The organism is Mesorhizobium sp. WSM4898, from assembly GCF_029625845.1.
Taxonomy (GTDB): domain Bacteria; phylum Pseudomonadota; class Alphaproteobacteria; order Rhizobiales; family Rhizobiaceae; genus Mesorhizobium.
The window spans coordinates 1-23,977 of the sequence record NZ_JARTVQ010000020.1; the positions used below are offsets into that span (position 1 = coordinate 1).

The 23,977-nt window shown below is 58.8% G+C and carries 18 protein-coding genes and 3 pseudogenes; 20 read left to right on the plus strand and 1 reads right to left on the minus strand.

Annotated elements, in window-relative coordinates:
* Positions 1-785: 785 nt before the first annotated feature.
* From hisC to P9228_RS30535, 3 genes and pseudogenes are all read left to right on the plus strand, one after another.
* Positions 786-1,916: a histidinol-phosphate transaminase gene (gene hisC, locus P9228_RS30525; RefSeq protein WP_063169376.1), complete on the plus strand. Its 1,131-nt coding sequence runs from the start codon at positions 786-788 to the stop codon at positions 1,914-1,916.
* A gap of 71 nt (positions 1,917-1,987) precedes the next feature.
* Complete coding sequence (locus P9228_RS30530) at positions 1,988-3,022, plus strand: LLM class flavin-dependent oxidoreductase (RefSeq protein ID WP_063169375.1); 1,035 nt, start codon at positions 1,988-1,990, stop codon at positions 3,020-3,022.
* A 254-nt stretch (positions 3,023-3,276) separates the two neighbouring features.
* Positions 3,277-4,479: pseudogene (locus P9228_RS30535) on the plus strand (IS3 family transposase).
* Here P9228_RS30535 and P9228_RS30540 read toward each other — a convergent pair.
* A pseudogene (locus tag P9228_RS30540) lies at positions 4,474-4,615 on the minus strand (transposase); the annotation flags it as partial. The pseudogenes P9228_RS30535 and P9228_RS30540 overlap by 6 nt on opposite strands.
* Before the next feature lie 369 nt (positions 4,616-4,984).
* On the opposite strand from P9228_RS30540, the gene queC reads away from it, so the two are divergent.
* The 17 genes and pseudogenes from queC to P9228_RS30625 all read left to right on the plus strand — a co-directional run bounded on the left by queC (position 4,985) and on the right by P9228_RS30625 (position 23,529).
* Positions 4,985-5,683, plus strand: a complete 699-nt coding sequence (queC, locus tag P9228_RS30545; protein ID WP_063170389.1) for a 7-cyano-7-deazaguanine synthase QueC — start codon at positions 4,985-4,987, stop codon at positions 5,681-5,683.
* Positions 5,683-6,039: a 6-carboxytetrahydropterin synthase QueD gene (queD, locus tag P9228_RS30550; RefSeq protein ID WP_063169374.1), complete on the plus strand. Its 357-nt coding sequence runs from the start codon at positions 5,683-5,685 to the stop codon at positions 6,037-6,039. The genes queC and queD overlap by 1 nt, the downstream gene beginning before the upstream one ends.
* 5 nt (positions 6,040-6,044) lie before the next feature.
* Positions 6,045-6,770 carry a 7-carboxy-7-deazaguanine synthase QueE gene (queE, locus tag P9228_RS30555; RefSeq protein WP_164548811.1) on the plus strand — a complete coding sequence of 242 codons (726 nt, stop codon included), beginning with the start codon at positions 6,045-6,047 and terminating at the stop codon, positions 6,768-6,770.
* 770 nt (positions 6,771-7,540) lie between these two features.
* Positions 7,541-8,293, plus strand: a complete 753-nt coding sequence (locus tag P9228_RS30560) for a carbonic anhydrase (RefSeq protein WP_063169372.1) — start codon at positions 7,541-7,543, stop codon at positions 8,291-8,293.
* 160 nt (positions 8,294-8,453) lie between these two features.
* Positions 8,454-8,650: pseudogene (locus P9228_RS30565) on the plus strand (7-carboxy-7-deazaguanine synthase QueE); the annotation flags it as partial.
* A 1,097-nt stretch (positions 8,651-9,747) separates the two neighbouring features.
* A complete protein-coding gene (gene nifH / locus P9228_RS30570; protein WP_024505261.1) occupies positions 9,748-10,641 on the plus strand; it encodes a nitrogenase iron protein in 894 nt (297 codons plus the stop codon).
* 87 nt (positions 10,642-10,728) lie between these two features.
* Positions 10,729-12,231 carry a nitrogenase molybdenum-iron protein alpha chain gene (gene nifD, locus P9228_RS30575; protein WP_024505262.1) on the plus strand — a complete coding sequence of 501 codons (1,503 nt, stop codon included), beginning with the start codon at positions 10,729-10,731 and terminating at the stop codon, positions 12,229-12,231.
* Positions 12,232-12,360: 129 nt separating this feature from the next.
* Complete coding sequence (nifK, locus tag P9228_RS30580) at positions 12,361-13,902, plus strand: nitrogenase molybdenum-iron protein subunit beta (protein ID WP_024505263.1); 1,542 nt, start codon at positions 12,361-12,363, stop codon at positions 13,900-13,902.
* 61 nt (positions 13,903-13,963) lie between these two features.
* A complete protein-coding gene (gene nifE, locus P9228_RS30585; protein WP_024505264.1) occupies positions 13,964-15,448 on the plus strand; it encodes a nitrogenase iron-molybdenum cofactor biosynthesis protein NifE in 1,485 nt (494 codons plus the stop codon).
* Between the two features lie 8 nt (positions 15,449-15,456).
* Positions 15,457-16,809 (plus strand): nitrogenase iron-molybdenum cofactor biosynthesis protein NifN, encoded by a 1,353-nt coding sequence (gene nifN, locus P9228_RS30590; RefSeq protein ID WP_024505265.1) that lies wholly within the window; start codon positions 15,457-15,459, stop codon positions 16,807-16,809.
* Complete coding sequence (nifX, locus tag P9228_RS30595; protein ID WP_063169371.1) at positions 16,806-17,303, plus strand: nitrogen fixation protein NifX; 498 nt, start codon at positions 16,806-16,808, stop codon at positions 17,301-17,303. Before nifN ends, nifX begins: the two co-directional genes overlap by 4 nt.
* 16 nt (positions 17,304-17,319) lie before the next feature.
* Positions 17,320-17,799, plus strand: a complete 480-nt coding sequence (locus P9228_RS30600; protein WP_024505267.1) for a NifX-associated nitrogen fixation protein — start codon at positions 17,320-17,322, stop codon at positions 17,797-17,799.
* A gap of 107 nt (positions 17,800-17,906) precedes the next feature.
* Positions 17,907-18,611: a response regulator transcription factor gene (locus P9228_RS30605; protein WP_224571202.1), complete on the plus strand. Its 705-nt coding sequence runs from the start codon at positions 17,907-17,909 to the stop codon at positions 18,609-18,611.
* A 95-nt stretch (positions 18,612-18,706) separates the two neighbouring features.
* On the plus strand, positions 18,707-19,579 hold the full coding sequence (locus tag P9228_RS30610) for a universal stress protein (protein WP_063169369.1): 873 nt from the start codon (positions 18,707-18,709) through the stop codon (positions 19,577-19,579).
* 842 nt (positions 19,580-20,421) lie between these two features.
* Positions 20,422-21,720 carry a SidA/IucD/PvdA family monooxygenase gene (locus P9228_RS30615; RefSeq protein ID WP_063169368.1) on the plus strand — a complete coding sequence of 433 codons (1,299 nt, stop codon included), beginning with the start codon at positions 20,422-20,424 and terminating at the stop codon, positions 21,718-21,720.
* A 13-nt stretch (positions 21,721-21,733) separates the two neighbouring features.
* Positions 21,734-22,111 (plus strand): hypothetical protein, encoded by a 378-nt coding sequence (locus P9228_RS30620; RefSeq protein ID WP_024505270.1) that lies wholly within the window; start codon positions 21,734-21,736, stop codon positions 22,109-22,111.
* A 272-nt stretch (positions 22,112-22,383) separates the two neighbouring features.
* Entirely contained in the window at positions 22,384-23,529 is a 1,146-nt protein-coding gene (locus P9228_RS30625) for a TlpA disulfide reductase family protein (protein ID WP_063170388.1), read from the plus strand.
* The last annotated feature ends 448 nt before the right edge of the window (positions 23,530-23,977 follow it).

A 23,977-nucleotide genomic window follows, 5' to 3' on the forward strand; every position in this document is an offset into this window, starting at 1 on the left:
GATGGATGCTGAAGCGTGGTAACTCCAGTCTCCTCGGTCCGGTCCGAATGGACAACCTCTCGAAAGCTCACACCTAGTGCCGGCAGTGGCACCGCTGTTGTCCGTCGACAGGTCCCGCGCTTGCTCGGTGCGACCAACAACCTTAAGCGCTAGGGCGTAACCTGACCCTGCAAGATCTCCTCACCGACTATAAGGTGCGCCTCACGATCTGAGACGATGGGACAGGATGGCTAAGGAGGTGCGCCGTCTTGCATGCCCCGCCAGCGAGGCGAACCCTCTCGGCTACGCGCGCCACCAGCGACGCTCCATATCGTCAGGCCTGCGTCTCATGCTCAGATGAGCCGGTATTTGGCTCTCTCATCAGCAAACCGAGAGAGCCCATGCCAAGACGGAAGCAAGCAAGACGAACGAGCGTCAGAGATATCCTGCGCCTGACCCATAAACAGGGCAGTCCGGTGGGCCAAGGTGGCAGAGCAACTGAGGTTCGGCAAGACTTCGGCTTCCACCTATCTGCGGGCGCTGGAGACGGGCTGTCGTGCAGGCCCTGCATGCGGCTTTGAGGACGATGCGATGTTGAAACACCGTCTGTTGCGCCGAATCGGCCGTCGGCCAAACGTTGGGTCGTCATCAGGTTCTCGACAGCTTCCCGGTGTCAAATCCAAACCGTGGTCGGCGATCCCCACCAGGGTGGGAAGGCAGCGCTGATATAGCCGAACGTCGATCAAGTCACGATCAACGATTGCCTCATGTCACATGCCCTGCGGGACTGAAAAACGGAGAAGAACATGTGCGATGCAAAACTGAAGACCGTGCTTTCGCTTTTTTCGCCGGTGGCCAGCAAATTAGATGCTCTCTCGTCCAACGGACCAGCGACGGATGCAAACTGCGTTAAGCTAAATACGAACGAGAACCCGTTTCCGTTGCCGAAGAGCGTAATGCAAAGTGCAATTGCTGCGATCGAACACCAGTATCTTTATCCGGAAGACGACAATCTCAGCTTAAGGGCAGCTGCCTCCGATGCTTACGGATTTTCCAAAGATCAGGTGATTGCCGGCAACGGTTCGTCGGAGCTGCTCGGACTCATCTACAGAGCTTTCCTCGCCCCAGGAGATAGAGTGGCAATGCTGTCGCCCGGATTTTCGTTCAACCGTAAACTTGCCATGTTGCAGGGTGCCGAGTTTCTCGAAATCGCATCGAGCGAAGCTCATCCCCTGCCGATAGAAAAACTGCTGTCCGGCCCCGCAAAAGACGCGAAGTTCATTCTGTTGGCTAATCCGAACAATCCGACCGGAACATTCGTGCCGGTGGCCGAAATCGAACGCCTTGTGGAGCAAGCAGATCGCTTGGTCGTCTTGGATGAGGCCTACGTTGACTTCGCACCCGACAATGCCCTGCGCCTCGTCAATAGACATCCGAATCTTTTGATCTTGAGGACTTTTTCAAAGAGCTATGCTGCCGCTGGCGTGCGAGTCGGCTTCGGTTTCGGTCACCCAGAAATCATTGGCAGGCTGCGCAACATCCAGAATGTCTTCAACATGAACGTGATCGGGCAGGCGGTCGGGAAAAGCATTCTTGCGCATCGCCACGCCTACGAAGAGAACCACAGGCACATCAAGCATGAACGACAGCGAGTGACCCTGGCGCTGTTGCAACTTGGCTTTTCCGTAACACCCTCCCACGCAAACTTTTTGCTGGCCCGTGTGCCGGCGGGACAGGAGGGCTCATGCTGGCAAGCCGCGTTGAAAGAGCAGGCGATCCTCATCGCCAGCTTTCCTGACGTAGATTTGAAGAACTGTATTCGCGTCAGCATTGGCACCACAGAGCAGATGGACAAATTCCTTGCTGCCGCCGAACGCGTCTGTATGAACTTTAAGAAGGATCGCGGTGCTCACAAGCATGAAGTCGATTCACATTAAGCATCAAGTAATGATATGTCGTGAGCTATGATGATTAGCGAATAAATATAGGTAATTTGGAGAACAATTAATTGAAGAAAATTTCCGCTTCGGGCCTGACCTTCGGCATCTTCGATCATCTGGACGAAAACGGCGATGACATCGCACAACAATATGCAGATCGGCTGAGCCTAGCAGAAGCGTGCGATGGCTATGGCTTTTATGCGTATCATCTCGCCGAGCACCACTGTACGCCGCATGGCAGAGGTCCATCACCGAATTTGTTCTTAGCGAGCGTCGCCCAGCGAACCCGCAGTCTTCGTGTTGGTCCCATGGTAATGCTACTTGCGCTCTATCATCCGCTGCGTGCCTTCGAGGAGATCTGCATGCTTGATCAGTTGAGCGGCGGCAGGCTTGAACTCGGCATAGGGCGCGGCTCTGCTCCCACTGAATTGGGATACTTCGGGGTTGCTGTAGAAGCAGCACCAGAACAGTATGCGGAGGCCAGTGAGATTCTCATCAATGCGATGAAAGGCGGGACGCTTTCTTATCAGGGCCGCCACTTTGAGTTGAAAGATGTTCCGCTGACGTTGAGACCTCACCAATATCCCCGTCCGCCGACATGGATCGCCACCAATCGACCCGAGCCGGCTAGCTGGGCCGCTGCGAATGGGGCAAACATCGCCTGCGTCGGACCTTCCACTTCTGTTCGCAGCGTTACCGACGCGTTCCGCGCCGCCCGAATTCACGATGCTGACATTGGCCAGCAAGCGCCATTTCTTGGATTGCTCCGAATGGTGGTGATAGGGCGTTCTGAAACAGATGCGTATTTGCTCGCAGCACCTGCCTATGAACGATGGCTCAATAGCTTCAAATTTCTATACGAACTAAATGCCATTTCCACTCCACCAAACTTGCCTTTGAACTTCGATGCAGCAATTGAAAGTGAATTGTGCGTCGTGGGAACGGCAGATTCTGTCCGAAAAGCTCTCCTTGATCAGCTGGAAGAGGCAGGTGCTAATTATCTTCTGTGTCAACTGGCATTTGGGGATTTGCCGCTGGATGCCTCACTATACACCGCATCGGCCATTGGATCCGAAATCATGGCTCGAGTTGCCGCATCGTGAATCCGTCGTGTGATTGGAGGAGCAGCGGCAGCGCTGCTCCTCATTGCGAAACGGTTGTGGGGGCCGGACTCCTGTGTCAGGTGTAAACCATTGGAGCACGTCCTATCTGATCCAGGTCATATCCTGCGGCTTTGAAGTAGTTGGCACATTCGGCTGGGGTGAAGAGGTCGACGACCGCGCCGAGGCGTCCTGACCTTGCCCCTCTGATCTAATCCGGTTTGAAGTTCGTTCTGGCCCATCCAGAGGACCAGGACATGAAACGCAGCCGCTTCTCTGAAGAGCAGATCATCGGAATTTTGAAGAAACACGAGGCCGGGGTATCGGTTGGCGATCTGTGCCGCAAGCACGGGGTCAGCGACGCCTCGATCTACAATTGGAAGGCCCGCTTCGGCGGGATGGATGTCACCGAGGCTCGGCGACCTGAAGGCGCTGGAGGACGAGAACACGCGCCTGAAGCGGCTTTTGGCCGACGCCATGCTCGACAATGCCGCGTTGAAGGACCTTGTGGGAAAGAAATGGTGACGCCCGCCGCCAAGCGGAAAGCTGTCGCTCGCCTGAAGGAAGGCTTCGGGATGAGCGAACGGCGGGCGTGTAAAGCCATCGGCTGTTGCCGCATGACGGTTCGCTACCAGACCAGCAGGCCGGACGACCGCGAGGTTCGCGAGCGGATGAAGGCCGATCGCGCAGGAGCGTCGCCGGTTCGGCTACCGGCGTCTTCTCGTGATGCTGAGGCGGGAGGGCCTGGTCGTGAACCACAAGAAGCTGTTCCGGCTCTATCGGGAGGAGAAGCTCGCCGTCGCCGCCGTGGCGGCCGCAAGCGGGCGATCGGGACCAGGGCGCCGATGCTGGTGCCGCTGAGGCCCGACGAGCGCTGGTCGCTCGACTTCGTATCGGACCAGCTCACCGACGGGCGCCGCTTCCGCATCCTGGCCGTCGTCGACGACTGCACGAGAGAGTGCCTCGCACTCATCGTTGATACGTCTCTCTCGGGCATGCGGGTTGCCCGCGAATTGGACGGCTCATCACCGAGCGGGGCCGGCCCAGGATGATCGTCAGCGACAATGGCAGCGAGTTCACCTCGAACGCCATCCTCTCCTGGGCGGATCAGAACCGCGTCGAATGGCATTACATTGCGCCCGGCAAGCCGATGCAGAATGGCTTCATCGAGAGCTTCAACGGCCGACTGCGCGATGAACTGCTCAACGAGACGCTGTTCACCTCGCTGGCTCAGGCGCGCGTAGCCATCGCCCTGTGGCACGCCGACTACAACACCGCGCGGCCGCACTCCCCCCTGGCAGACCCCGGCCAAGTTCGCCAGCACCTTCAATCCGCGACGGTCGCTCGCGCTGCGCTATGCCAAAGGCTCCGCGCCAGCGCCCGTCGCTTCACCCGCCCAGCAGGGCACAACCCACGCCGGAAACGAACTCAAAACTGCTGGGGCAACGTCAGTCCCATAGAGCCTTGATGGTTATCTCGGCCTTTGCTCGCAGCAGCGCCTTAGGTTGGGCGAAGGCGTTCTCAATCGGATTGAAGTCGGGACTGTAGGGCGGCAGTTAGAGCAGGCTCGCCTGCGGCCTCAATCGCGCCGCGCAGGGTTCTCCAGGCGGATGTCGCCAATGTCAAATTTGCTGGCATCCATGTCGCCCTCGCCAACCGCACAAGCGAAGGCCAGAAAGCCAACATGTGTTCTGCGGCTTAATTAAGAGTCAGCCGATGTCGGCCGAACATCACCTTGTCTCGAAGTCGACGATCGGACAGCAGGTTGCGAAAGTTGGCGCGATGCGAAACAAACTGCTGAAGCGCTCAACTTTTATTGATCACGCGTGTTGGACGCGACGCACTCCCGTTCCAATCGGGCTGAGCGCAAATTCTCCCGGTTCACAAAACTGAGTCGCTGGAGTAGTGGGGGCGCAGAGAAATCTCCGGTCGCAGCCTTACCCGGTCAAAACAAGGATACCAATGATGAAGACTCTCGCCGTCTGCTCTGGCGGATTGGACTCCGTTTCCCTTGCTCACATGGTGGCAGCGGAGCACGAACTCACCGGCCTTCTATCTTTCGACTATGGCCAACGGCACAGGAAGGAATTGGGCTTCGCCGCTCTTTGCGCGCAGCGACTGAAGGTCCCGCACCAGATCATCGACATCGGCGAAATTGGCCGTGGCCTTTCCGGCTCAGCGCTGACTAGCAGTATCGACGTGCCGGACGGCCACTACGCCGAAGACACGATGAAGATTACGGTGGTGCCGAACCGCAATGCCATCATGTTGGCAATCGCCTTCGGTCTCGCCGCCGCCCACAGCGCCGAAGCGGTGGCGGCGGCCGTGCATGGTGGGGACCATTTCATCTATCCCGATTGCCGTCCGGCCTTCATTGAAGCTTTCCAGACAATGCAAGACCGCGCGCTCGACGGCTATGCGCAGATACGCCTCTATGCACCGTATGTGAATCTCGGAAAAGCTGACATTGTTGCGGATGGCGCAAGATACGGCACCCCGTTTGCTGAGACCTGGTCCTGTTACAAGGGCGGCGTGCGTCACTGCGGACGATGCGGGACCTGCGTCGAGCGGCGCGAAGCGTTCCATCTCGCCGGGCACGCTGATCCCACCGACTACGAGGACGCCGATTTCTGGCTTGAGGCGCTGCGCAGGAGGCGCGCGTAATGTTCCACATCAGCAAGGAATTCCACTTCTCGGCCTCGCATCAGCTCACCTCCTTGCCTCCCAACCATCAATGCGCGCGCCTGCACGGGCATAACTATGTCGTCGTAGTGGAGCTGTCGGCCAAGGAACTGGACGCCCACGGCTTCGTGCGCGACTATCACGATCTGGCGCCGCTCAAACGCTACATTGACGAGAGCTTCGACCATCGGCACCTCAACGACGTGCTGGGACATGAGAAGGTCACGGCGGAATGCCTGGCCAGACATTTCTATGAATGGTGCAAGGCACGTCTGCCGCAGACCGCGGCCGTGCGCGTTAGCGAAACACCGAAAACTTGGGCGGAATACCGTCCGTGACCGACATGCATCCCGCAATCCGTGTGAGCGAGATATTCGGGCCGACTATCCAGGGCGAGGGCGTGCTCATCGGCTTGCCGACGGTGTTCATCAGAACCGGCGGATGTGATTATCGCTGTTCATGGTGCGACAGCCTTCACGCGGTGGACAATCAGTATCGCCATGAATGGCTACCGATGCCGATCGATGCCGTGTGGCAAACCGTCCATGCGCTTTCCGGCGGCAGGCCGGTTATGGTCTCCTTGTCAGGCGGCAACCCGGCCATTCAGCCGTTCGGTCCCCTCATAGAACGAGGCCATCGCGAGGGCTATCGTTTTGCACTGGAAACGCAGGGTTCCGTGGTGAGGGAGTGGTTTGCGGATCTTGACGTGCTGACCCTTAGCCCAAAGCCGCCGTCCAGCGAGATGACGACCCGTTGGGCTGCGTTTGATGCATGCCTCGAAGCGGCGCAAGAGAAGCCGCAAATCGTGCTCAAGCTCGTCGTTTTCGACGAGAGTGACTATGCCTACGCCAAAGAAGTCGCGGCGAGATATCCGCACCTTCCGATCTATCTGCAACCCGGCAATCACACGCCGCCGCTCCCTGGCAGTGAAGACGCCTCTGTCGACTTGGACGGAATAATGATGCGAATGGAATGGCTTGTCGAAAGGGTGACTAGCGACAGGTGGTTCGAAGCCCGCGTGTTGCCGCAGCTGCACGTTCTGCTTTGGGGTAACAAGAGGGCGGTCTAGTCTGTGGCTTGCGTCGCACCGGAAGGCCGGGCTCCAACGGCTTGGCAGGCTCTCTTCGCGTGCCGAGTACAGCCGAGCTTTGTTCGCGTCAGCGGTCTCGCGATTGTGCGGCTGGAAACCGCCCGGACACCCCGCTGCCGGCGTGTGTCACCTTGACTCCGATGAGCTGTCGTCACGCAAAGTTGAAATCCGCAAGAACTGGCCTTCTCGCCCCACCTGCTCCGTCGCAAGCACGTCATCCCCTCATCCTTGTCCAGCTCTTATCGATGTATCTCATTGTCCGGCCTGACGCACGACTGTCAGCATGGGAATGCATCCATTGCGCAAATGCCTTCCATAAAGAAGATCGATTTCCTCATTGGCCCAACGTGAAATATAGCAACGTTTTCGTGGCGTGGGTCGGCTGCGTCGGGAGTAGCGATGAAAACGTATTGGGGTCGCCTGCGTCTCCTTGGGCAGCGAGTGTAAAGTATAGCGATGCGGCCTCCGGCGCGAACGGCAGCCGCGCAGTGATCACCTTCGCCTGTGCCTTTGCGGCGGGGGTCAAGCGCTGGTCTGCTAAAATTTTTTATCGTTTAGCTGGTTGAAACTGCCCCCGTTGCGGGCTGCAGAAGCCGGCCAGCCGAGAAACGGCAGCCGCACTTATGAAAGCACGCCAAGGCGTGCGGGCATCTATCAGTTGCAAAGGACAATACTGGCCGCGCCGATTGGCCATCACGCGTCCATTAGGGCAGCCACCAACATCAGTTCGCAAGAGGAGCAAAAGTAATATGTATCGTCGTCACCTGATCAAAGGGTTGGTTGCGCTCGGCGCATGCCGGATTTGCGTTCAAGCCGCCCAAGCGACCAGTGCCCATTGGGGGTACACCGGTCCGGTCGGACCGGAGCACTGGGCTGATCTGGATAAGGAAAATTTCGTATGCTCTGCCGGCACGCAGCAATCGCCGATCAATATCAACAGCGCGGTCAAGGCGGATATCCCGCATATCGCCATCGGCTGGCACAAGGGCGGCGGCAATATGGTGAACAACGGCCACACCATTCAAATCAATATGCCACAAGGCAGCACGCTGACCCGCGGCGATCGTGTCTACGAACTGGTACAGTTCCATTTCCATGCGCCAAGCGAACATCACGTGGCGGGCAAGAGCTTCCCGATGGAGGTGCATTTCGTTCACAAGGACACGCAAAGTGGTACTCTGGGCGTGCTGGGCGTCTTTTTAACGCCCGGCGCGACAAATGCCAGCTTTGCTGCCCTTGCTGCGGCCTTTCCCGAACTGCCGAATGGGGAGGTGACGATCGACGAGGTGAATCCCAACTGGCTTCTGCCAGCCTCGCTTGGCTATTGGACTTATGAGGGCTCACTGACGACGCCGCCGTGCACCGAAAACGTCGAGTGGATGGTGGCGATGGAACCGGTTGACGTTGATCCGGCAGACATCCAGCGATTTGCCTCACTCTACCCGTCGAACGCGCGCCCTATTCATTCACCCAATCGACGCTTCATCCTGCGCCAGAGTTGAGCGCCGCCCCAGCGGTTCCGCACGGTCCAACATTCTTGGCACAAGTTGGCGCGAAGCCTCCTCTTCCGGTCTGGCGGTCTGACGGCGCTCCCCAAGCTGGCTAGTCTAAATGATAGGGATTCGGTGCCGACACCACTCGTCCCAAATACGTCGCGGCGAGGTTTGTCTGCAACCCGGCAATCACACGCCGCCCCGCCGTGGTAATGAAGACGTCTCTGTCGAGTCCGACGGAATATGATGCGCATGGAACCGCTGGTAGAAAAGGTGACCAGCGACAGGTGGTTCGAAGCCCGCGTCTTGCCGCAGCTGCACGTTCTACTCTGGGGTAACAAGAGGGTAGTGTATACCTTCTCCTAGCTTCGCCGCCAACTACTCGGTTTTCCGAATTGCTCTCTATATTCTTGAAGACGATGCGTTCGTTAAAGACATGTGCTGCGCACCTGGTGTAAAAGCTGCTCTCATCATGCAGAGGTCAAGCCAGTCGGGCTCATCCGAGGCTATGGCCGTGAGCACTGTTCAGTTCGGCAGAGAGGGCGCTTTTGTACACACTTTGCGATCGTGGCGGCCCCGTGGGCAGATCTGCAAGCTGCCGCGACACTAACCTCTCGAAGCCCGCCCGCCCGCCTTTCGTGCAGCTTCCTCTGAACAAAACCACCGCTCGCCCTTCAATAGGTTGATGCGTGTCTCCCAGTAAGATTCCTGTCCAAGAACGTGATAATCTTCTTGCCAGTGTTGTAGCTGATGTTGCCCTTGATGCCGCAGCCTACCGCGGCGGGACCAAACTCAATGGCAAGCAGGCCGGCTAGGATCGTGCAGCCAGTCGCGAGCCTCGCCCACAACGGGGTCTCACGCGCATGAGGGCGCCGACCATGGGTTCGGCGGTTCATACGCGTATAACACGTATCTTTCTGAAAAAATCAATGCTCTCGGCTAAGCTACTGAATTATTTGGCTTCCATATAGCGCGTCGGCGGAACCAACTTGTAGACGGGCTATGAAAGGTTAAGCGCGGATGTCTATCGGCCGCCGGCGTTCCCGCTCTGTAAGCCTGCCTGAACTACCCGCGCCGCGGTCAAGCCCCAGGCTCCTGCTCATCCAGCGACCGCCCGATCAATGGCAGGCTGGAAAGACAAGAGCCGATGTCTTCCGATGGTCTCGCCATCAGCTTTGGGCTAACTTCCCCATTCTCCCGCTTCGAGCTCGACACACGGCGGTTTGGATGGCGCACGACAATCTGTGTCGGCTTTGTCGTGTCCGTGACAGACGCCTGAAAGGCCCGTTCGCGCGTTTTGCCGCCGTCTAAGCGGCTGGAATTTAATGACAAAGTTTCTTCTGGGATCGGCCGATCACGCTGGTACGCTTTTTGCGATGCTTGGTGTGAGGCGGCACGAGCTGCCTATCGGCACTTGTGTCGCGGGCAGTCGCGATAATTAGAACGAAGGAAGGAAAGCTATTATGTCAGGTCTGCGTCAGATCGCCTTTTACGGAAAAGGCGGCATCGGCAAGTCCACCACGTCCCAAAATACGCTCGCTGCCCTTGTCGACCTCGGGCAGAGAATCCTCATCGTAGGATGCGACCCCAAAGCCGATTCCACACGCTTGATCCTGAATTCGAAAGCTCAGGATACCGTCCTGGATCTCGCCGCACAGGAAGGCTCGGTGGAAGACCTCGAACTCCAGGACGTGCTCAAGGTGGGCTACAGAGGCATCAAGTGCGTGGAGTCCGGCGGCCCCGAGCCGGGTGTCGGTTGCGCCGGCCGCGGCGTCATCACCTCGATCAATTTCCTCGAGGAGAATGGCGCTTATGACGATGTCGATTATGTCTCCTATGACGTCCTCGGCGACGTGGTATGCGGCGGCTTCGCCATGCCGATCCGCGAAGGCAAGGCCCAGGAGATCTATATCGTCATGTCCGGCGAGATGATGGCGCTCTATGCCGCCAACAACATCGCCAAGGGCATCCTCAAATATGCCCATTCGGGCGGTGTGCGGCTGGGCGGGCTGATCTGCAATGAACGTCAAACCGACCGCGAACTCGATCTGGCCGAAGCACTGGCTGGCCGATTGAATTCCAAGCTCATCCACTTCGTGCCCCGCGACAACATCGTCCAACATGCCGAACTCAGGAAGATGTCGGTGATCCAGTACGCGCCGGACTCAAAGCAGGCAGGGGAATACCGCGCTCTGGCCGAGAAGATCCACGCCAATTCGGGCCAGGGTACGATCCCGACGCCGATCACCATGGAGGAGCTGGAGGAGATGCTGCTCGACTTCGGCATCATGAAGACCGACGAGCAGATGCTTGCCGAGCTTCACTCCAAGGAAGCGGCGAAGGCGGCGGCCCAGTAGTGACATTAGCGCTGCCATGAATCGGCGCGCCTTGCAGAGAACGGCGCCTATTCTTTGAGGCGTCACCCAACCTTGAAAGGGGGACTCATGAGCCGGGAATACGAGAATGACGGTGCTCTTCATGCGAAGCTTATCGAAGAGGTGCTGTCGCATTATCCCGACAAGGCGGCGAAGCGCCGCAAGAAGCACCTCAACGTCGCAAAGAGCGGCAACGAGGCTGGCGGGGAAAGCGAGGTCCTTTCCGAATGCGACGTCAAATCGAACATCAAGTCCATTCCCGGGGTGATGACGATTCGCGGCTGTGCATATGCTGGTTCGAAAGGCGTGGTGTGGGGGCCAGTCAAGGATATGGTCCATATCTCGCACGGCCCGGTCGGCTGCGGCCAATATTCTTGGTCGCAGCGCCGCAACTACTACGTCGGTACAACGGGCGTCGACACGTTCGGGACAATGCAGTTCACCTCCGATTTCCAGGAGAAGGACATCGTCTTCGGCGGCGACAAGAAGCTGGAACAGATCATTGACGAGATTGAAGTCTTGTTTCCGCTCAACAACGGCATCACCGTGCAGTCCGAATGCCCTATCGGCCTGATTGGCGATGACACCGAGGCCGTTTCTCGCAAAAAGACCAAGGAGTATGACAAGACGATCGTGCCGGTACGCTGCGAGGGCTTCCGCGGCGTCTCGCAGTCGCTTGGCCACCACATCGCCAATGATGCAATCCGGGATTGGGTCTTCGACAAAAAGGATGTCAAGTTCGAGGCCGGCCCCTACGACGTCAACGTCATCGGCGACTACAATATCGGCGGCGATGCCTGGGCCTCGCGCATACTGCTTGAGGAGATAGGGCTGCGCGTGGTTGGCAACTGGTCGGGTGACGCCACACTCGCAGAGATCGAGCGCGCCCCGAAGGCTAAGCTCAATCTTATCCACTGCTACCGGTCGATGAATTACATCTGTCGGCATATGGAGGAAAAGTATGGCGTCGCCTGGATGGAGTACAATTTCTTCGGTCCCTCCCAGATCGAAGCCTCTCTGCGCAACATAGCCAAGCATTTTGGGCCGGAAATCGAGGAGAAGACCGAAAAGGTCATTGCCAAGTACAGGCCGCTTGTTGATGCGGTCATCGCCAAGTACCTGTCGCGCCTGGAAGGAAATACCGTGATGCTCTATGTCGGCGGCCTGCGCCCCCGCCACGTCGTCACGGCCTACGAGGACCTCGGCATGGTCATCGTGGGCACCGGCTATGAATTCGCCCACAGCGACGACTATCAGCGCACCGGCCACTACGTGAAGAACGGCACGCTGATCTACGATGACGTGACCGGCTATGAGTTGGAGAAATTCATCGAAGGGATTCGCCCAAATCTGGTCGGCTCGGGAATCAAAGAAAAATACCCGGTGCAGAAGATGGGCATACCGTTCCGCCAGATGCATTCCTGGGATTATTCAGGCCCGTATCACGGCTACGACGGCTTTGCCATTTTCGCACGTGATGTGGATCTCGCCATTAACAACCCGGTCTGGGACCTATTCCACGCGCCTTGGAAAAGAAGCCGGGGCGATGAGCGGGCGATGGCTGCCGAATAAACATTTGCTTCAGCCCCAGTCTCCCACTGAGACGGTGAACTCCCGCGGCCTCTGATCCGCCGGAGCCTGGAACGTCTTGACGTCCTGAGCTGCCGTCCCGCGCAGCCAGATGCAAAAGAGGTAATCATCATGCCGCAGTCGGCTGAAAAAATTCTCGATCACGCTCCCCTGTTCCGCGAGCCGGAATACAGAAAGATGCTCGCTGAGAAGAAGCTAAACTTCGAATGTCCGCACCCCGATGAAATCGTTTCCGATCAGCGCGATTTCACCCAGACGTGGGAATACCGCGAAAAGAACCTCGCCCGCAAAGCGCTTGTCGTGAACCCGGCCAAGGCCTGCCAGCCGCTGGGTGCGGTATTCGCTGCCGCCGGCTTCGAGCGAACCATGTCCTTCGTCCACGGCAGCCAAGGTTGCGTCGCCTATTACCGCTCGCACCTGTCGCGCCATTTCAAGGAGCCTGCCGCGGCGGTCTCCTCCTCAATGACCGAGGATGCGGCGGTGTTTGGCGGCCTGAAGAACATGGTCGACGGGCTCGCCAACACCTACCAGCTCTACGACCCCAAGATGATTGCCGTGTCGACGACCTGTATGGCAGAGGTCATTGGCGACGACCTGCACAGCTTCATCCAGAACGCCAAGGACGAAGATTCAGTCCCGCGCGACTTCGACGTGCCCTTTGCCCACACCCCGGCCTTCGTTGGCAGTCATGTCGACGGCTATGACAACATGGTCAAAGGCATTTTGGAGCACTTCTGGAAAGGTCAGGAGCGTACGCAAATCGAAGGAACCATCAACATCATTCCGGGCTTCGACGGCTTCTGCGTCGGCAACAACCGGGAGCTCAAGCGCCTGCTCGATGTAATGGGCGTGTCCTATACATTGATCCAGGATGCCTCTGACCAGTTCGATACGCCTTCGGACGGTGAATACCGCATGTATGACGGGGGCACGAAGATCAACGAGGTGAAGAAGGCCCTCAACGCCGAGGCAACGCTTTCGCTGCAGCATCACAACACCCGAAAGACACTGGGCTATTGCGAGGAGGTCGGGCAGGCGACGGCCTCGTTCCACTATCCGCTCGGCGTTCAGGCGACGGACGAATTCCTGATGGAGGTCGCGGCGATTTCCGGCAAGGAGATTCCCGAGGCAATTCGCCTCGAGCGCGGCCGACTGGTAGACGCCATGGCGGACAGCCAATCCTGGCTGCATGGTAAGAAATACGCCATCTACGGTGATCCCGACTTCGTTCACGCAATGGCCCGCTTTGTCATGGAGACCGGCGGCGAGCCAACCCATTGCCTCGCCACCAATGGCACCTCGGCATGGGAAGCCGATTTGAAGAAGCTGCTAGCATCCTCGCCTTTCGGCAAGGCTGCCCAGGTTTGGGCGGGCAAGGACCTGTGGGCGCTGCGCTCGCTGCTCTTTACCGAGCCGGTGGACCTTTTGATCGGCAATTCCTACGGCAAGTACCTGGAGCGCGACACCGGAACGCCGCTGATCCGGCTGATGTTTCCGATCTTCGATCGGCACCATCATCACCGCTTTGCGCTCTTTGGCTACCAGGGCGCGTTGCGCGTGCTGACGACGATCCTCGACAAGATCTTCGACAAACTCGATCGCGAGACGAGCGAGACGGGTGTGACGGATTATTCCTATGACCTCACGCGCTAAGAGCCGTGGCCGGCTTTTCGCCGAGGCCATTCCTTGCCCAATGGACTGGGGAGGCTGAGCGATGTCCTCCCTCAGCGCCAAAATCAAGGACGCCTTCGATGAGCCCGCCTGCGATAAGAACCGTGGCAAAGATGCCAAGGCGCGCAAGGAGGGCTGCTCGAAGTCGCTGACACCAGGGGCGGCAGCCGGCGGCTGCGCCTTTGACGGAGCCAAGATCGTCCTGCAGCCGATCACCGACGTTGCGCATCTGGTCCATGCGCCGCTCGCCTGCGAGGGCAATTCTTGGGACAACCGTGGTGCGGTTTCGTCAGGGCCGACCTTGTGGCGGACAAGCTTCACGACCGACCTCACCGAACTCGACCTGGTGATGGGGCAGGGCGAGCGGAAACTCTTCAAGGCGATCCGCGAGATCAAGCACACATACGCGCCGCCGGCGATCTTCGTCTACTCAACTTGCGTAACGGCGCTGATCGGTGACGACATCGAGGCCGTGTGCAAACGCGCCACGGAAAAGTTCGGTTTGGCCGTGGTGCCGATCAATGCGCCTGGCCTGGCAGGCTCCAAGAACCTCGGCAACAAGCTCGCCGCCGAGGCGTTGCTCGATCATGTCATCGGCACGGTCGAACCCGACGACCCCGGGCCCTACGACATCAACATCCTTGGCGAATTCAACCTCTCGGGCGAATTCTGGCTTGTAAAGCCGCTCCTCGATCGGCTCGGCATCCGGGTGCGCGCCTGCATTCCCGGCGATGCGCGTTACCGCGACATTGCTTCCGCGCACCGCGCCCGGGCGGCAATGATCGTGTGCTCGACCGCGCTGATCAGTCTTGCCCGCAAGATGGAGGAGCGCTGGGACATCCCGTTCTTCGAGGGCTCCTTCTATGGCATCTCCGACACATCGCAAGCTCTTCGCAACCTTGTCAGGCTGCTGGTGAGGAAGGGCGCCGATCCGGAGATCCTCGAGCGCACGGAGACGCTGATCGCGCAGCAGGAGGCGATCGCGTGGAAGAAACTCGAATCCTACCGGCAAAGGCTCCAAGGCAAGCGCGTGCTGCTCAACACAGGCGGTGTGAAGTCCTGGTCGGTTGTCCGTGCGCTGATGGAGATCGGAATCGAGATCGTCGGCACCTCGGTCAAGAAATCTACGGTGCAGGACAAGGAGCGCATCAAACAAGTTCTCAAGCACGACAAGCATATGTTCGAATACATGGCTGCGCGCGAGCTGTACGCCATGCTCTCTGAACACAGGGCCGATATCATGCTGTCGGGCGGTCGCACGCAATTCATTGCGCTCAAGGCCAAGACGCCCTGGCTCGATATCAACCAGGAGCGCCAGCACCCTTATGCCGGCTATGCCGGCATGGTGGAACTCGTACGCCAGATCGACCTCGCCATTCACAATCCGGTCTGGTCTCAGGTGCGCCAGCCGGCCCCGTGGGATTGCCAGCCTGATCTAAAAGACGAACTGCCATGCACGAAGAAGGAGTCCGGGCACCTGTTCGATGAATTCGCCGGCGCGACGGCACACGAGTTCAGCGAGTGTTGAGGCGACCGATGGCCCGCATCCTTCCCCAGACCAAATCCGCGGCGGTGAACCCGCTGAAGTCGTCGCAGCCGCTGGGTGCCGCCTTTGCCTTTCTTGGGGTCGACGGCGCGATGCCGCTGTTCCACGGCAGCCAGGGATGCACAAGCTTCGCGCTCGTGCTCTTCGTACGGCACTTCAAAGAAACGATTCCATTGCAGACAACAGCGATGGATGAGGTGGCGACCATCCTCGGCGCTGCCGACCATCTTGAAGAAGCCATCCTCAACCTCAAGAACCGCACGAAGCCAAAGCTGATCGGGGTGTGCACGACCGCGCTGGTGGAGACGCGTGGCGAAGATTGCGCGAGTGATATTGCGAACATCAAGCTGAAGCACACGCAAGAGCTTGCGGGTACGGAGGTCGTGCTGGCCAACACGCCGGATTTTGACGGCGCGATCGAAGAGGGCTGGGCCAAGGCAGTCACCGCAATGATCAAAGGGATTACAGGCTCGGGCGAACGTGCGCGGCAGCCGAAGAAGATCGCGATCCTGCCCGGATGCAACCTCACTGTCGCCGACATCGAGCATATGCGTGACATGGTTGAAAGCTTTGGGCTCAAGCCGGTTATTCTGCCCGACATTTCAGGCTCGCTCGACGGTACGGTTCCTGACCGCTGGGTAGCGACCACATACGGCGGCACCAGCGTCGAAGACATTCGCGAGTTGGGCACGGCCATGCAATGCATCGCCATCGGTGAGCACATGCGCCGCCCGGCGAAAGCGCTGCACGGGTTGACCGGCGTGCCTTACGTGTTGTTCCAGTCACTGACTGGGCTGCAGGACACGGACCGCTTCGTGTCGCTGCTGTCTGCGATTTCGGGCGCGGCGGTACCGGCCCGCGTGCGCCGGCGCCGGGCGCAATTGCAGGACGCGATGCTCGACGGACATTTCCATTTCGGCGGCAAGAAAATTGCCATCGCTGCCGAACCAGACCAGCTGTTCCAACTTGCGACCTTCTTTGCTGGCCTCGGCTCCGAGATAGCCGCGGCCGTCACAACGACCGACAGGTCTAAAATTCTCGAGAAAGTCCCGGCGGTTTCGGTTCAGATCGGCGATCTCGGCGATCTGGAAAGTCTTGCCGTCGGTGCTGACCTGCTTGTCACGCATTCGCACGGGCGCCAAGCATCGGAGCGGCTCCGAATTCCGCTCATGCGCATCGGGTTCCCGGTCTTCGATCGACTAGGCAGCCAGCACAAGCTCGCAATTCTCTATCAGGGCACCCGCGACATGATCTTCGAGGTCGCCAGCATCTTCCAGGCCAACCAACACGCGCCCACTCCTGAGGCGCTTGATCCACTCCGTAATCGAGAAATATCACGATGAACGCTGTTCGCCGCCTCTCGCTGGTCAGTAGTGAGGTTTTCGCCCCGATGCCTGAACGACGTAAGGGCGCATTGCGCGTTGCGATCGCCACTCAGGACATGCAGGACCTCAACGCCCATTTCGGGTCGGCCAGGCGCTTTGCTGTCTACGACGTGACGCGCGAGGAATGGAATCTCGTAGAAGCCGTGGCCTTCGATGACGTGTCCGATGAAAGCGGGGAGCATCGGGCCGAGCGCGATGATCGCATCACGCCAAAGGTGGATGCGCTCAAGGGCTGTCAGATCCTGTTTTGTCTGGCAATTGGCGGCCCTTCGGCAGCCAAGCTTGTCGCGGCAAAAATCCACCCGATCAAAGTGGCGGAGCCCCAATCGATCCCACAGGTGCTCTTGCGCACGCAGATGATGCTCAGGACGTGTCCTCCGCCTTGGCTGCGCAAGGTGCTGGCGCGAGCGGGCATTGCCGAAAAGAAACCGTCCTTCGAGGACGAGGACTGAAAAGAGGAGGACGCCAATGCCTGACCCCGCAATCCCCCCAGCTGTCGCCGAAGACGAGGCGGCTCTTTGCACCCCGTTCGTCAAATGCCTCGTGCGGCTGATCCGTTCTCAGGATTCCTATGGCTCGTGGGAACGCAAAGCGGACGCTGAGCTGCTGGGCGACTTCATCATTACCAAGGAACAGCGCCGAGGGATCCCAATCATCGGAGATCCCGATCCCGACGTGCTGTGGAGGCTCGACAAGTACTACGCCGCCATCGGGCTTGCGATCGAGGAGCGCTGCGGCCTTATGGCATCGCCGATGATCCAGGTGAGCCATGAGGGTTTTGGTCGGGTGCTTTTCACGACCGGACGGCTGGTCGTTTTGTCCAAAACGCTGCGCGATGTCCACCGGTTTGGCTTCGAGACGCTCCTGAAGCTCGCCACGGCCGGTACGAAGCTGGTCGACGATGCGATTTCAGTCATCGAAACCTTTCCCCACGTGGCGCTGGCATGATGGGCGCGATTTTCGAGAAAGGCCATCATGACGGACCCGAGAAACTATGTTGGCCAGTCCCCTCGATCCAGGGACTCGAGGCCGACCAGGTTGTTGGGGTATCGCCGATGAAGAAGCCGCTGGTCCTGATCTGCTCGCAAGATGCCGAGTTCTATCTGCTCTACAGCCACATACTGGAGGTTGACGGTTTCAGCAGTGAGACGGCAGACGGCGCGAAGGCTGCGCTGGCCTTGGCCGAACAACGGGAGCTTCAGGCCGTAGTGCTGGATTGCGACCCAGCCAGCATAAACGGGTCCGCAATTTGCGCCCACCTCAAGCGGGAACCGCGCACCACCGACCTGCCTATCATCGCCCTGATCGCGCCTGGCGCCGAGCACCAGCACCTCGATCTCTTGAAGGCAGGCGTTGAGAGCTTTGTGCGGCCGGTGGCTCCGGCCAAGCTGCTCGACTGCCTGCGGGCGAGGCTCGGGCTGACCAAGCGTGGTCCGAACGGGGTTGAAAACGACAGTTGGATTTGTTGTGGAGGCCTGGAGATGAAGCTCGATGCCCATCGGGTTCGCGGTAATGGCCACGACATCCATCTCGGACGGATCGATTTCAACGTGCTGCGGCTTATGATTGAGGCCCCCGGCAAGGTCTTCAGCCGGGACGAGCTTATCGGGGCGGCCTGGCTGCCCAACATTCATGTCGGTGCACGCACCGTCGATGTCCATATCAGCCGAATCAGGAGGGCGCTGAAAACGGCCTTGCCCGGCAGCGTCATTCGCACCGTCAGGTCGGCCGGCTACTCGCTCGAGAAGCCGGACGACTGAAATCGGTGATCGAACGTGGTGCCGCTCTCTCTTCCTCCTGAGAGCGGTGTTGCCGCTTTGAGGCGCTCCTAACGAAGACCAGGAGAAGCAGGCAAATGGAATTTAAAAGCATATTCAGTGTGACGGGTGCTGATCATTCTGATGAGGACCTCACAACAGCTGCCGGACTGTGTGCCGAGGTCGGCGCGCACCTATCGGTACTCATTATACCGCCTCCATTGCTCTTGATGTCGTCTCCGCCCCCCGAATGGAATACAGGACGTGCACAGGCAATTGCAGTACCGAACTATCGATTTCAGCAAATCGAGAAATTTTCACAGGACGTGACCAGAATGGAAAGACGGTCCGCGGATATCCTCAAAAGGCTGAAAGCTATGTCGCTTTCCTGTGACGTTGACACCGACTATTGCGATCCGGCTAGCCTCGGTGAAGTGGCACGACAGCGGGCGCTCTGCGCTGACCTGACGATCGTTGGAGGAGACCTCCTCAACGATGAGACTCTCGGACCTCCTGTTGTCAACGGCTGCTTGTTCGATAGCGGAAAGCCGGTGCTCATCGTGCCGAAGGGCGTTAAGGCGACGCTGTCGCCTCGACGCGTGCTGGTCGGCTGGGATTCGCGTGTAGAGGCCTCGCGTGCGGTTCGGGAAGCTCTTAGTATCCTATCCGCTGCCAAGGAAGTCTGTGTCGCTATGGTCGATCCAAAGGCGCAAAACAACGGGAAAGGCGCGCAGTCTGGAGCTGACATCGCTGCCTATCTTACTCGGCACGGTGCTCGGGTCTCCGTTGACCTGCTTAAGAGCGCCGGCAAATCGGCGGGCACAGTGCTGACCCAGCACGCGAACGACATCTGTGCTGACATGATGGTTATGGGTGCTTATGGCAGCCGTGGGCTGCGTGAGCGGATTTTCGGCGGTCCGCCGAGCTGGAGCTTTGGGAAGACCACATTGCCGCTGTTTTTGGCTCGCTGATCAGCTCCGTAGGAACACCGATCAGGTCGTAGGACCGCCAACCAGTCCGAAGTCGTCGTCGGTTACCGGTCGGATTGCGGAGACATGGCTGGATCCGCGAACATCTTGCGACGCTTGTCAGAGCCAAACCGGACGCCTCGACTGCTTCACGACGCTCTCGTGAACCAACTCGTGCGAGATCGTCCGCAACGGGCAGTAAAGACGAACGGCTGCAGCAGACCGCAGCCAAGCCACAGGGCGGGTGTACCAGGAGACCCCGCCTCGTGCGCGAACCCTGTTGGAAGGCCCCTTATCAGTACCCGGACGCGCGTCAAATCGGCGGCTGTCCCTGTCAGCCTGCGGTGTGCAAGGGCCGCTGCCGCGGAGCTTCCCCTGCCCGATCGTCGGGCGTGCGACAATGTCGGATTCCAGACGAGCTGGAACTGCGCGAACTCGTTGGTTTGACAGGTCTTTATCCGGCACGCCGCATGCATGGGAGTCTCCGAAAGCATTAAGAGCCGTTATCCATGGTTACGCCCCTCGAAAGAAAGAGCCGCTTCCGTCGTGGCAGGGAAACAGCCACTCCTGGGGTGGAGGCCGGCGCTAGAAGCCGCCGTAAGATCCGGAAGAGCCGCGCGACAGCATCACACACTTTCCTTCTGCTCTTGGGTTCGGATCACGCCGCGCCGCTGTCGATGCCGCCGACATTGAGCCCAAGACCTGGAAGGCGGCACACGCTTTTGCTGTCCTCTCAGTCGGGACCGCGGCTCAAGCATGCCTGTGAGGTTCGCATTGCTCAATGCCCGGCAATCGACGTCAACATGCCGCTGAGTTGGAAAACACTCCTAGAGGAGTAAGGATAAGTGGACCTCTTTTGTATTGGTGTGGGTGCTGGACCATCTAATTTGAGCCTTGCGTGTCAGATACAGGAAGAGATTGCGCAAGGGGCACTGTTCCTGGACCGGGAGGTCGATTTCCGAGGACATCCAGGCAGCGCTTTCGATTGCGCGGAGCTCCAGGTCGGCCACTTCCAGGATCTGGTTACTCTGGTCAATCCGCGATCAGCCTACACATTCGTAAACTACCTCCACGAGAACGGGCGTCTTTACAATTTCCTCAATGCGCAATTTCACGGGGTGCTTAGAGCCGAGTTCGCCCAATATCTCAACTGGGCGTTCCAGAAGAATCCGCTTGTCCGTGGCGGCGAGGCCGTTCGCGAAATCCGCTTTGACGGCGAGTTTCGCGTGCGGACGGACAACGCGGTCCTTGATGCAAGAAACCTCGTCATCGACATAGGCAAGCAGGCGCAAATTCCGCCTCAGTTTCATGGCTGGACTGGACCCAACCTGTTCCACTCATCTGAGTTGGCCCACATCAATCCTGAGGTGCAAAAAAAGCATGTCTGCGTTGTTGGCGGCGGACAGTCGGGAGCCGAGCTGCTACTGCACCTTGTCGGCCGGCCGAAAGAACGGCGGCCCGCGGCGATCACATGGGTCTTGACGCGCGAGATGCCTTTCGACGACCACGCGTTCACAAACGGGCTGTTCACGCCATGCTTCTCGGATCGTTTTGCTGCGATGAGCGAGGTGCATCGACAGCTGTTCCTGCGGCGTTTCGCGCTTGCCTCCGAGGGCATTTCAGAAAGCAAGTTGCGCGCGGTCTATCAGGCGCTCTACCACCACGCCTTTCTCGAGCCACACCAATGCGAGATCACATTGCGGCCAAGTTGCAACGTGTCGCGCTGCATCAATGCCGGAGCAGGGCACAGGCTCACGCTGCAACGCGGCTTGGACAACATCGGAGAAGTAACCGCCGATATCGTCATCCTGGCCACCGGGTACGAGAAACCGCTGCCGGGTTTCCTAGAACCGATCGCAGATCGCCTCGAACAGATCGGCAATGAGCTCGCCATCGGCGAGGATTTTTCGGTGTACTGGGACGGACCGCGAGACCGACGCCTTTTCGTTCAGAACGCCTGCCTTGGACAGCGCGGGCTGGCTGATCCGAACTTTGGGCTGCTGGCCTGGCGAGCGCGCCGCATCCTTGACAGCCTTCTGCGGCGCGCGCCATGCGCCAATCCCGAGCATCTAGGGTTCATCAACCGTCCCTTGACGGAGTGCTGGCCCGACCTCGGAGTCGAACAAATGGGCAGCGGGATATGATTCGTCGATATTGATGATCGGCGGTGGCATTCAGGAAAGATTTCCGCCTCTGGCGGCAAAAGCGGGACGAGCAATATTCCTACGGCGTCAGATCGCTCTGCTCGCGCTTGAGCAAGGTAGCGTCGCGCGACTCCTGCTTGGCGTGAAACAGCAAAGGGCATTCAATCACGATGCAGCTTTACGTGCTGTCGGGCTCAACGCCACGTGGATCGAGCCCAACGCCGCCGTTGGCAACCGCGACGCGAATTATGACGCCGGGCCACATGCGGCGGTGGCTGCAAGGGTACCGAGCCTCTCCCGCACTTTCGACCCCATCGCCGAAGTGCGACTACTCCAGGACGCCGAAGCCGGTCTTATCGCCAGCGGGCCAGCCAAACTCTCACCTTCCTAAACGGCAGCCGCTAAGGTGAGCCGTCGAAAGCCGACATTCAGGTTAACGTCAGCTGGCCGTGTTAGGGCTCGCTTATTCAAGGCGGTACCGGCGCTTGCCGAAGCTAAGAAGGGTTGGCATGCCCTTTGCCGTGCTTGATGTGCGGCAACACGGTGAGAGCTCCGCTGAAGCAAGCGAGAGGGAGCAATGCCCTCGAGACCGTGTCCGATTTTGACTGGAAAATATTCCGCGACAAAAGAGACGAAAGGTGTGGAATGACTTTGGACACCAAGATGGAACTGCGTATGGGGTCCCCGGCTCCTGCGCTGAAAGTGGAGAACTGGCTGCGTGGCGAGCCCCTCACGAGCCTTCGGCCCGGCAAGGTCTACCTCGTTGAATTTTGGGCGACTTGGTGCCGACCATGTGTCCACGCCATGCCCCATTTGATCGAACTGCAGGAGAAATATAAAGACAGCGGATTTGAGATTATCGGAGTCGCAGCTTGCGAAAAGGCTGCAACCGCGGACGAAGCGCGGACCAACGTGGATGCCTGGCTGACCGAGAAGTTCCCGAATCTGAATTATCGGACAGCGTTCGATTGCACTGGCGAAATGAAAAAGCTCTGGCTGGAACCCAGCTCTTCGTTCGGGATTCCCACCTCGTTCGTGGTCGACCGCGACGGCCACATCGCTTATATCGGCCACCCGGCACCTCTCGATGACGTTTTGCCGAAAGTCCTTAACGGCAGCTGGCGCAGCAGCTATGAAGCGAAAGCCGTCGATGCAAAGCGAATCTCGCGTGTGCGCGAATCGTCGCTGAGTCAGCCGATATACGCCAAACTTGGGCCGGCGATGCAGGACGAGGATTGGGCAGCGGCACTATTGGCCATCGAAGAAGGCCTCGCCGTGATGCCAGACTCTTTTGATTTTCGGCGGGTTCATGCGGATATTCTGCTTCACAAGCTGCGCGACATCAAAACCGGCTTGCCGCTTATGCGCGAATTGGTCGAGGACGCGATCAACAAAAAGTTCGAAGCGATGTCTTGGGTGGTGATGGCGCTGAACCAACTCTTCCATCCCACGATCGACAACTCCCATCTTCCGCATGATGATCGCTTTGCGATGGGCAAGGAGCTCTCCGAACAGATCCTGGAACTTAATCCTCCGCAAGGCGATGGAGACTTTAAATTCGGGTGTTACTTTCCGGTCGCTCAGTATTATTACGAGAGCGGCAACAAGGACCGGGCGATCGAGTTGATCGAGGTGGCAATCAAATCGCTGGACCATTCGGAGCCAGTGCCGGACCAAACCAAACAGCGCTACCTCACCTCGTTGCTCCAAGCCCTGGCCAACTACACGGGTGAGCCTGCCTGTCACGCGGGTCTCTGTGTGGCTCCGCAAAACAAGACTTCCGAAACTCAAAACGCTGTCACTTCCTGAGCAAGGATCGCGAAGGGCATGACAATTGGAATTGAACACCGGCAAATCCGCCCGCCCAGGCGCACTTCGCAGCAATAACGTCGATGCCGCAAAAGTGCGCGGCTTGCGGCAGGTGGAATTTCCATTGCGTTTACCTCGGGTCGAACCGCGGCGCAGGCGTTCGCGCCGCGGTGAAAGGTCTCGCATTGGTGGACGTGCTCGAGGTCGGCCACGGGACACTGTTGCGTGGGATCGGCTCGCCCAAGCCATTCCCCGCCCACGCAAGCGCCCGAACCACACATCGCAGAAAAAGAGATCGTCCTTCAAGAGGAGTACTGAAATTGGGGAAAAGCGAAATTCCTCATGAACCGGTTGGCCCTGCTGTCCACGGGGACGACGAGGCCCTTGCTTCCCCGTTCGTCAAATGCCTCCTGCGGCTCATTCGTACTCAGGATTCCTTCGGCTTATG

Bases quoted from the DNA above. Each gene is read 5' to 3' on its own strand.
- hisC (WP_063169376.1), top strand. From the start codon at position 786: ATGTGCGATGCAAAACTGAAGACCGTGCTTTCGCTTTTTTCGCCGGTG.
- queC (WP_063170389.1), top strand. From the start codon at position 4,985: ATGAAGACTCTCGCCGTCTGCTCTGGCGGATTGGACTCCGTTTCCCTT.
- queD (WP_063169374.1), top strand. From the start codon at position 5,683: ATGTTCCACATCAGCAAGGAATTCCACTTCTCGGCCTCGCATCAGCTC.
- queE (WP_164548811.1), top strand. From the start codon at position 6,045: ATGCATCCCGCAATCCGTGTGAGCGAGATATTCGGGCCGACTATCCAG.
- P9228_RS30560 (WP_063169372.1), top strand. From the start codon at position 7,541: ATGTATCGTCGTCACCTGATCAAAGGGTTGGTTGCGCTCGGCGCATGC.
- nifH (WP_024505261.1), top strand. From the start codon at position 9,748: ATGTCAGGTCTGCGTCAGATCGCCTTTTACGGAAAAGGCGGCATCGGC.
- nifD (WP_024505262.1), top strand. From the start codon at position 10,729: ATGAGCCGGGAATACGAGAATGACGGTGCTCTTCATGCGAAGCTTATC.
- nifK (WP_024505263.1), top strand. From the start codon at position 12,361: ATGCCGCAGTCGGCTGAAAAAATTCTCGATCACGCTCCCCTGTTCCGC.
- nifE (WP_024505264.1), top strand. From the start codon at position 13,964: ATGTCCTCCCTCAGCGCCAAAATCAAGGACGCCTTCGATGAGCCCGCC.
- nifN (WP_024505265.1), top strand. From the start codon at position 15,457: ATGGCCCGCATCCTTCCCCAGACCAAATCCGCGGCGGTGAACCCGCTG.
- nifX (WP_063169371.1), top strand. From the start codon at position 16,806: ATGAACGCTGTTCGCCGCCTCTCGCTGGTCAGTAGTGAGGTTTTCGCC.
- P9228_RS30600 (WP_024505267.1), top strand. From the start codon at position 17,320: ATGCCTGACCCCGCAATCCCCCCAGCTGTCGCCGAAGACGAGGCGGCT.
- P9228_RS30605 (WP_224571202.1), top strand. From the start codon at position 17,907: ATGAAGAAGCCGCTGGTCCTGATCTGCTCGCAAGATGCCGAGTTCTAT.
- P9228_RS30610 (WP_063169369.1), top strand. From the start codon at position 18,707: ATGGAATTTAAAAGCATATTCAGTGTGACGGGTGCTGATCATTCTGAT.
- P9228_RS30620 (WP_024505270.1), top strand. From the start codon at position 21,734: ATGATCGGCGGTGGCATTCAGGAAAGATTTCCGCCTCTGGCGGCAAAA.
- P9228_RS30625 (WP_063170388.1), top strand. From the start codon at position 22,384: ATGGAACTGCGTATGGGGTCCCCGGCTCCTGCGCTGAAAGTGGAGAAC.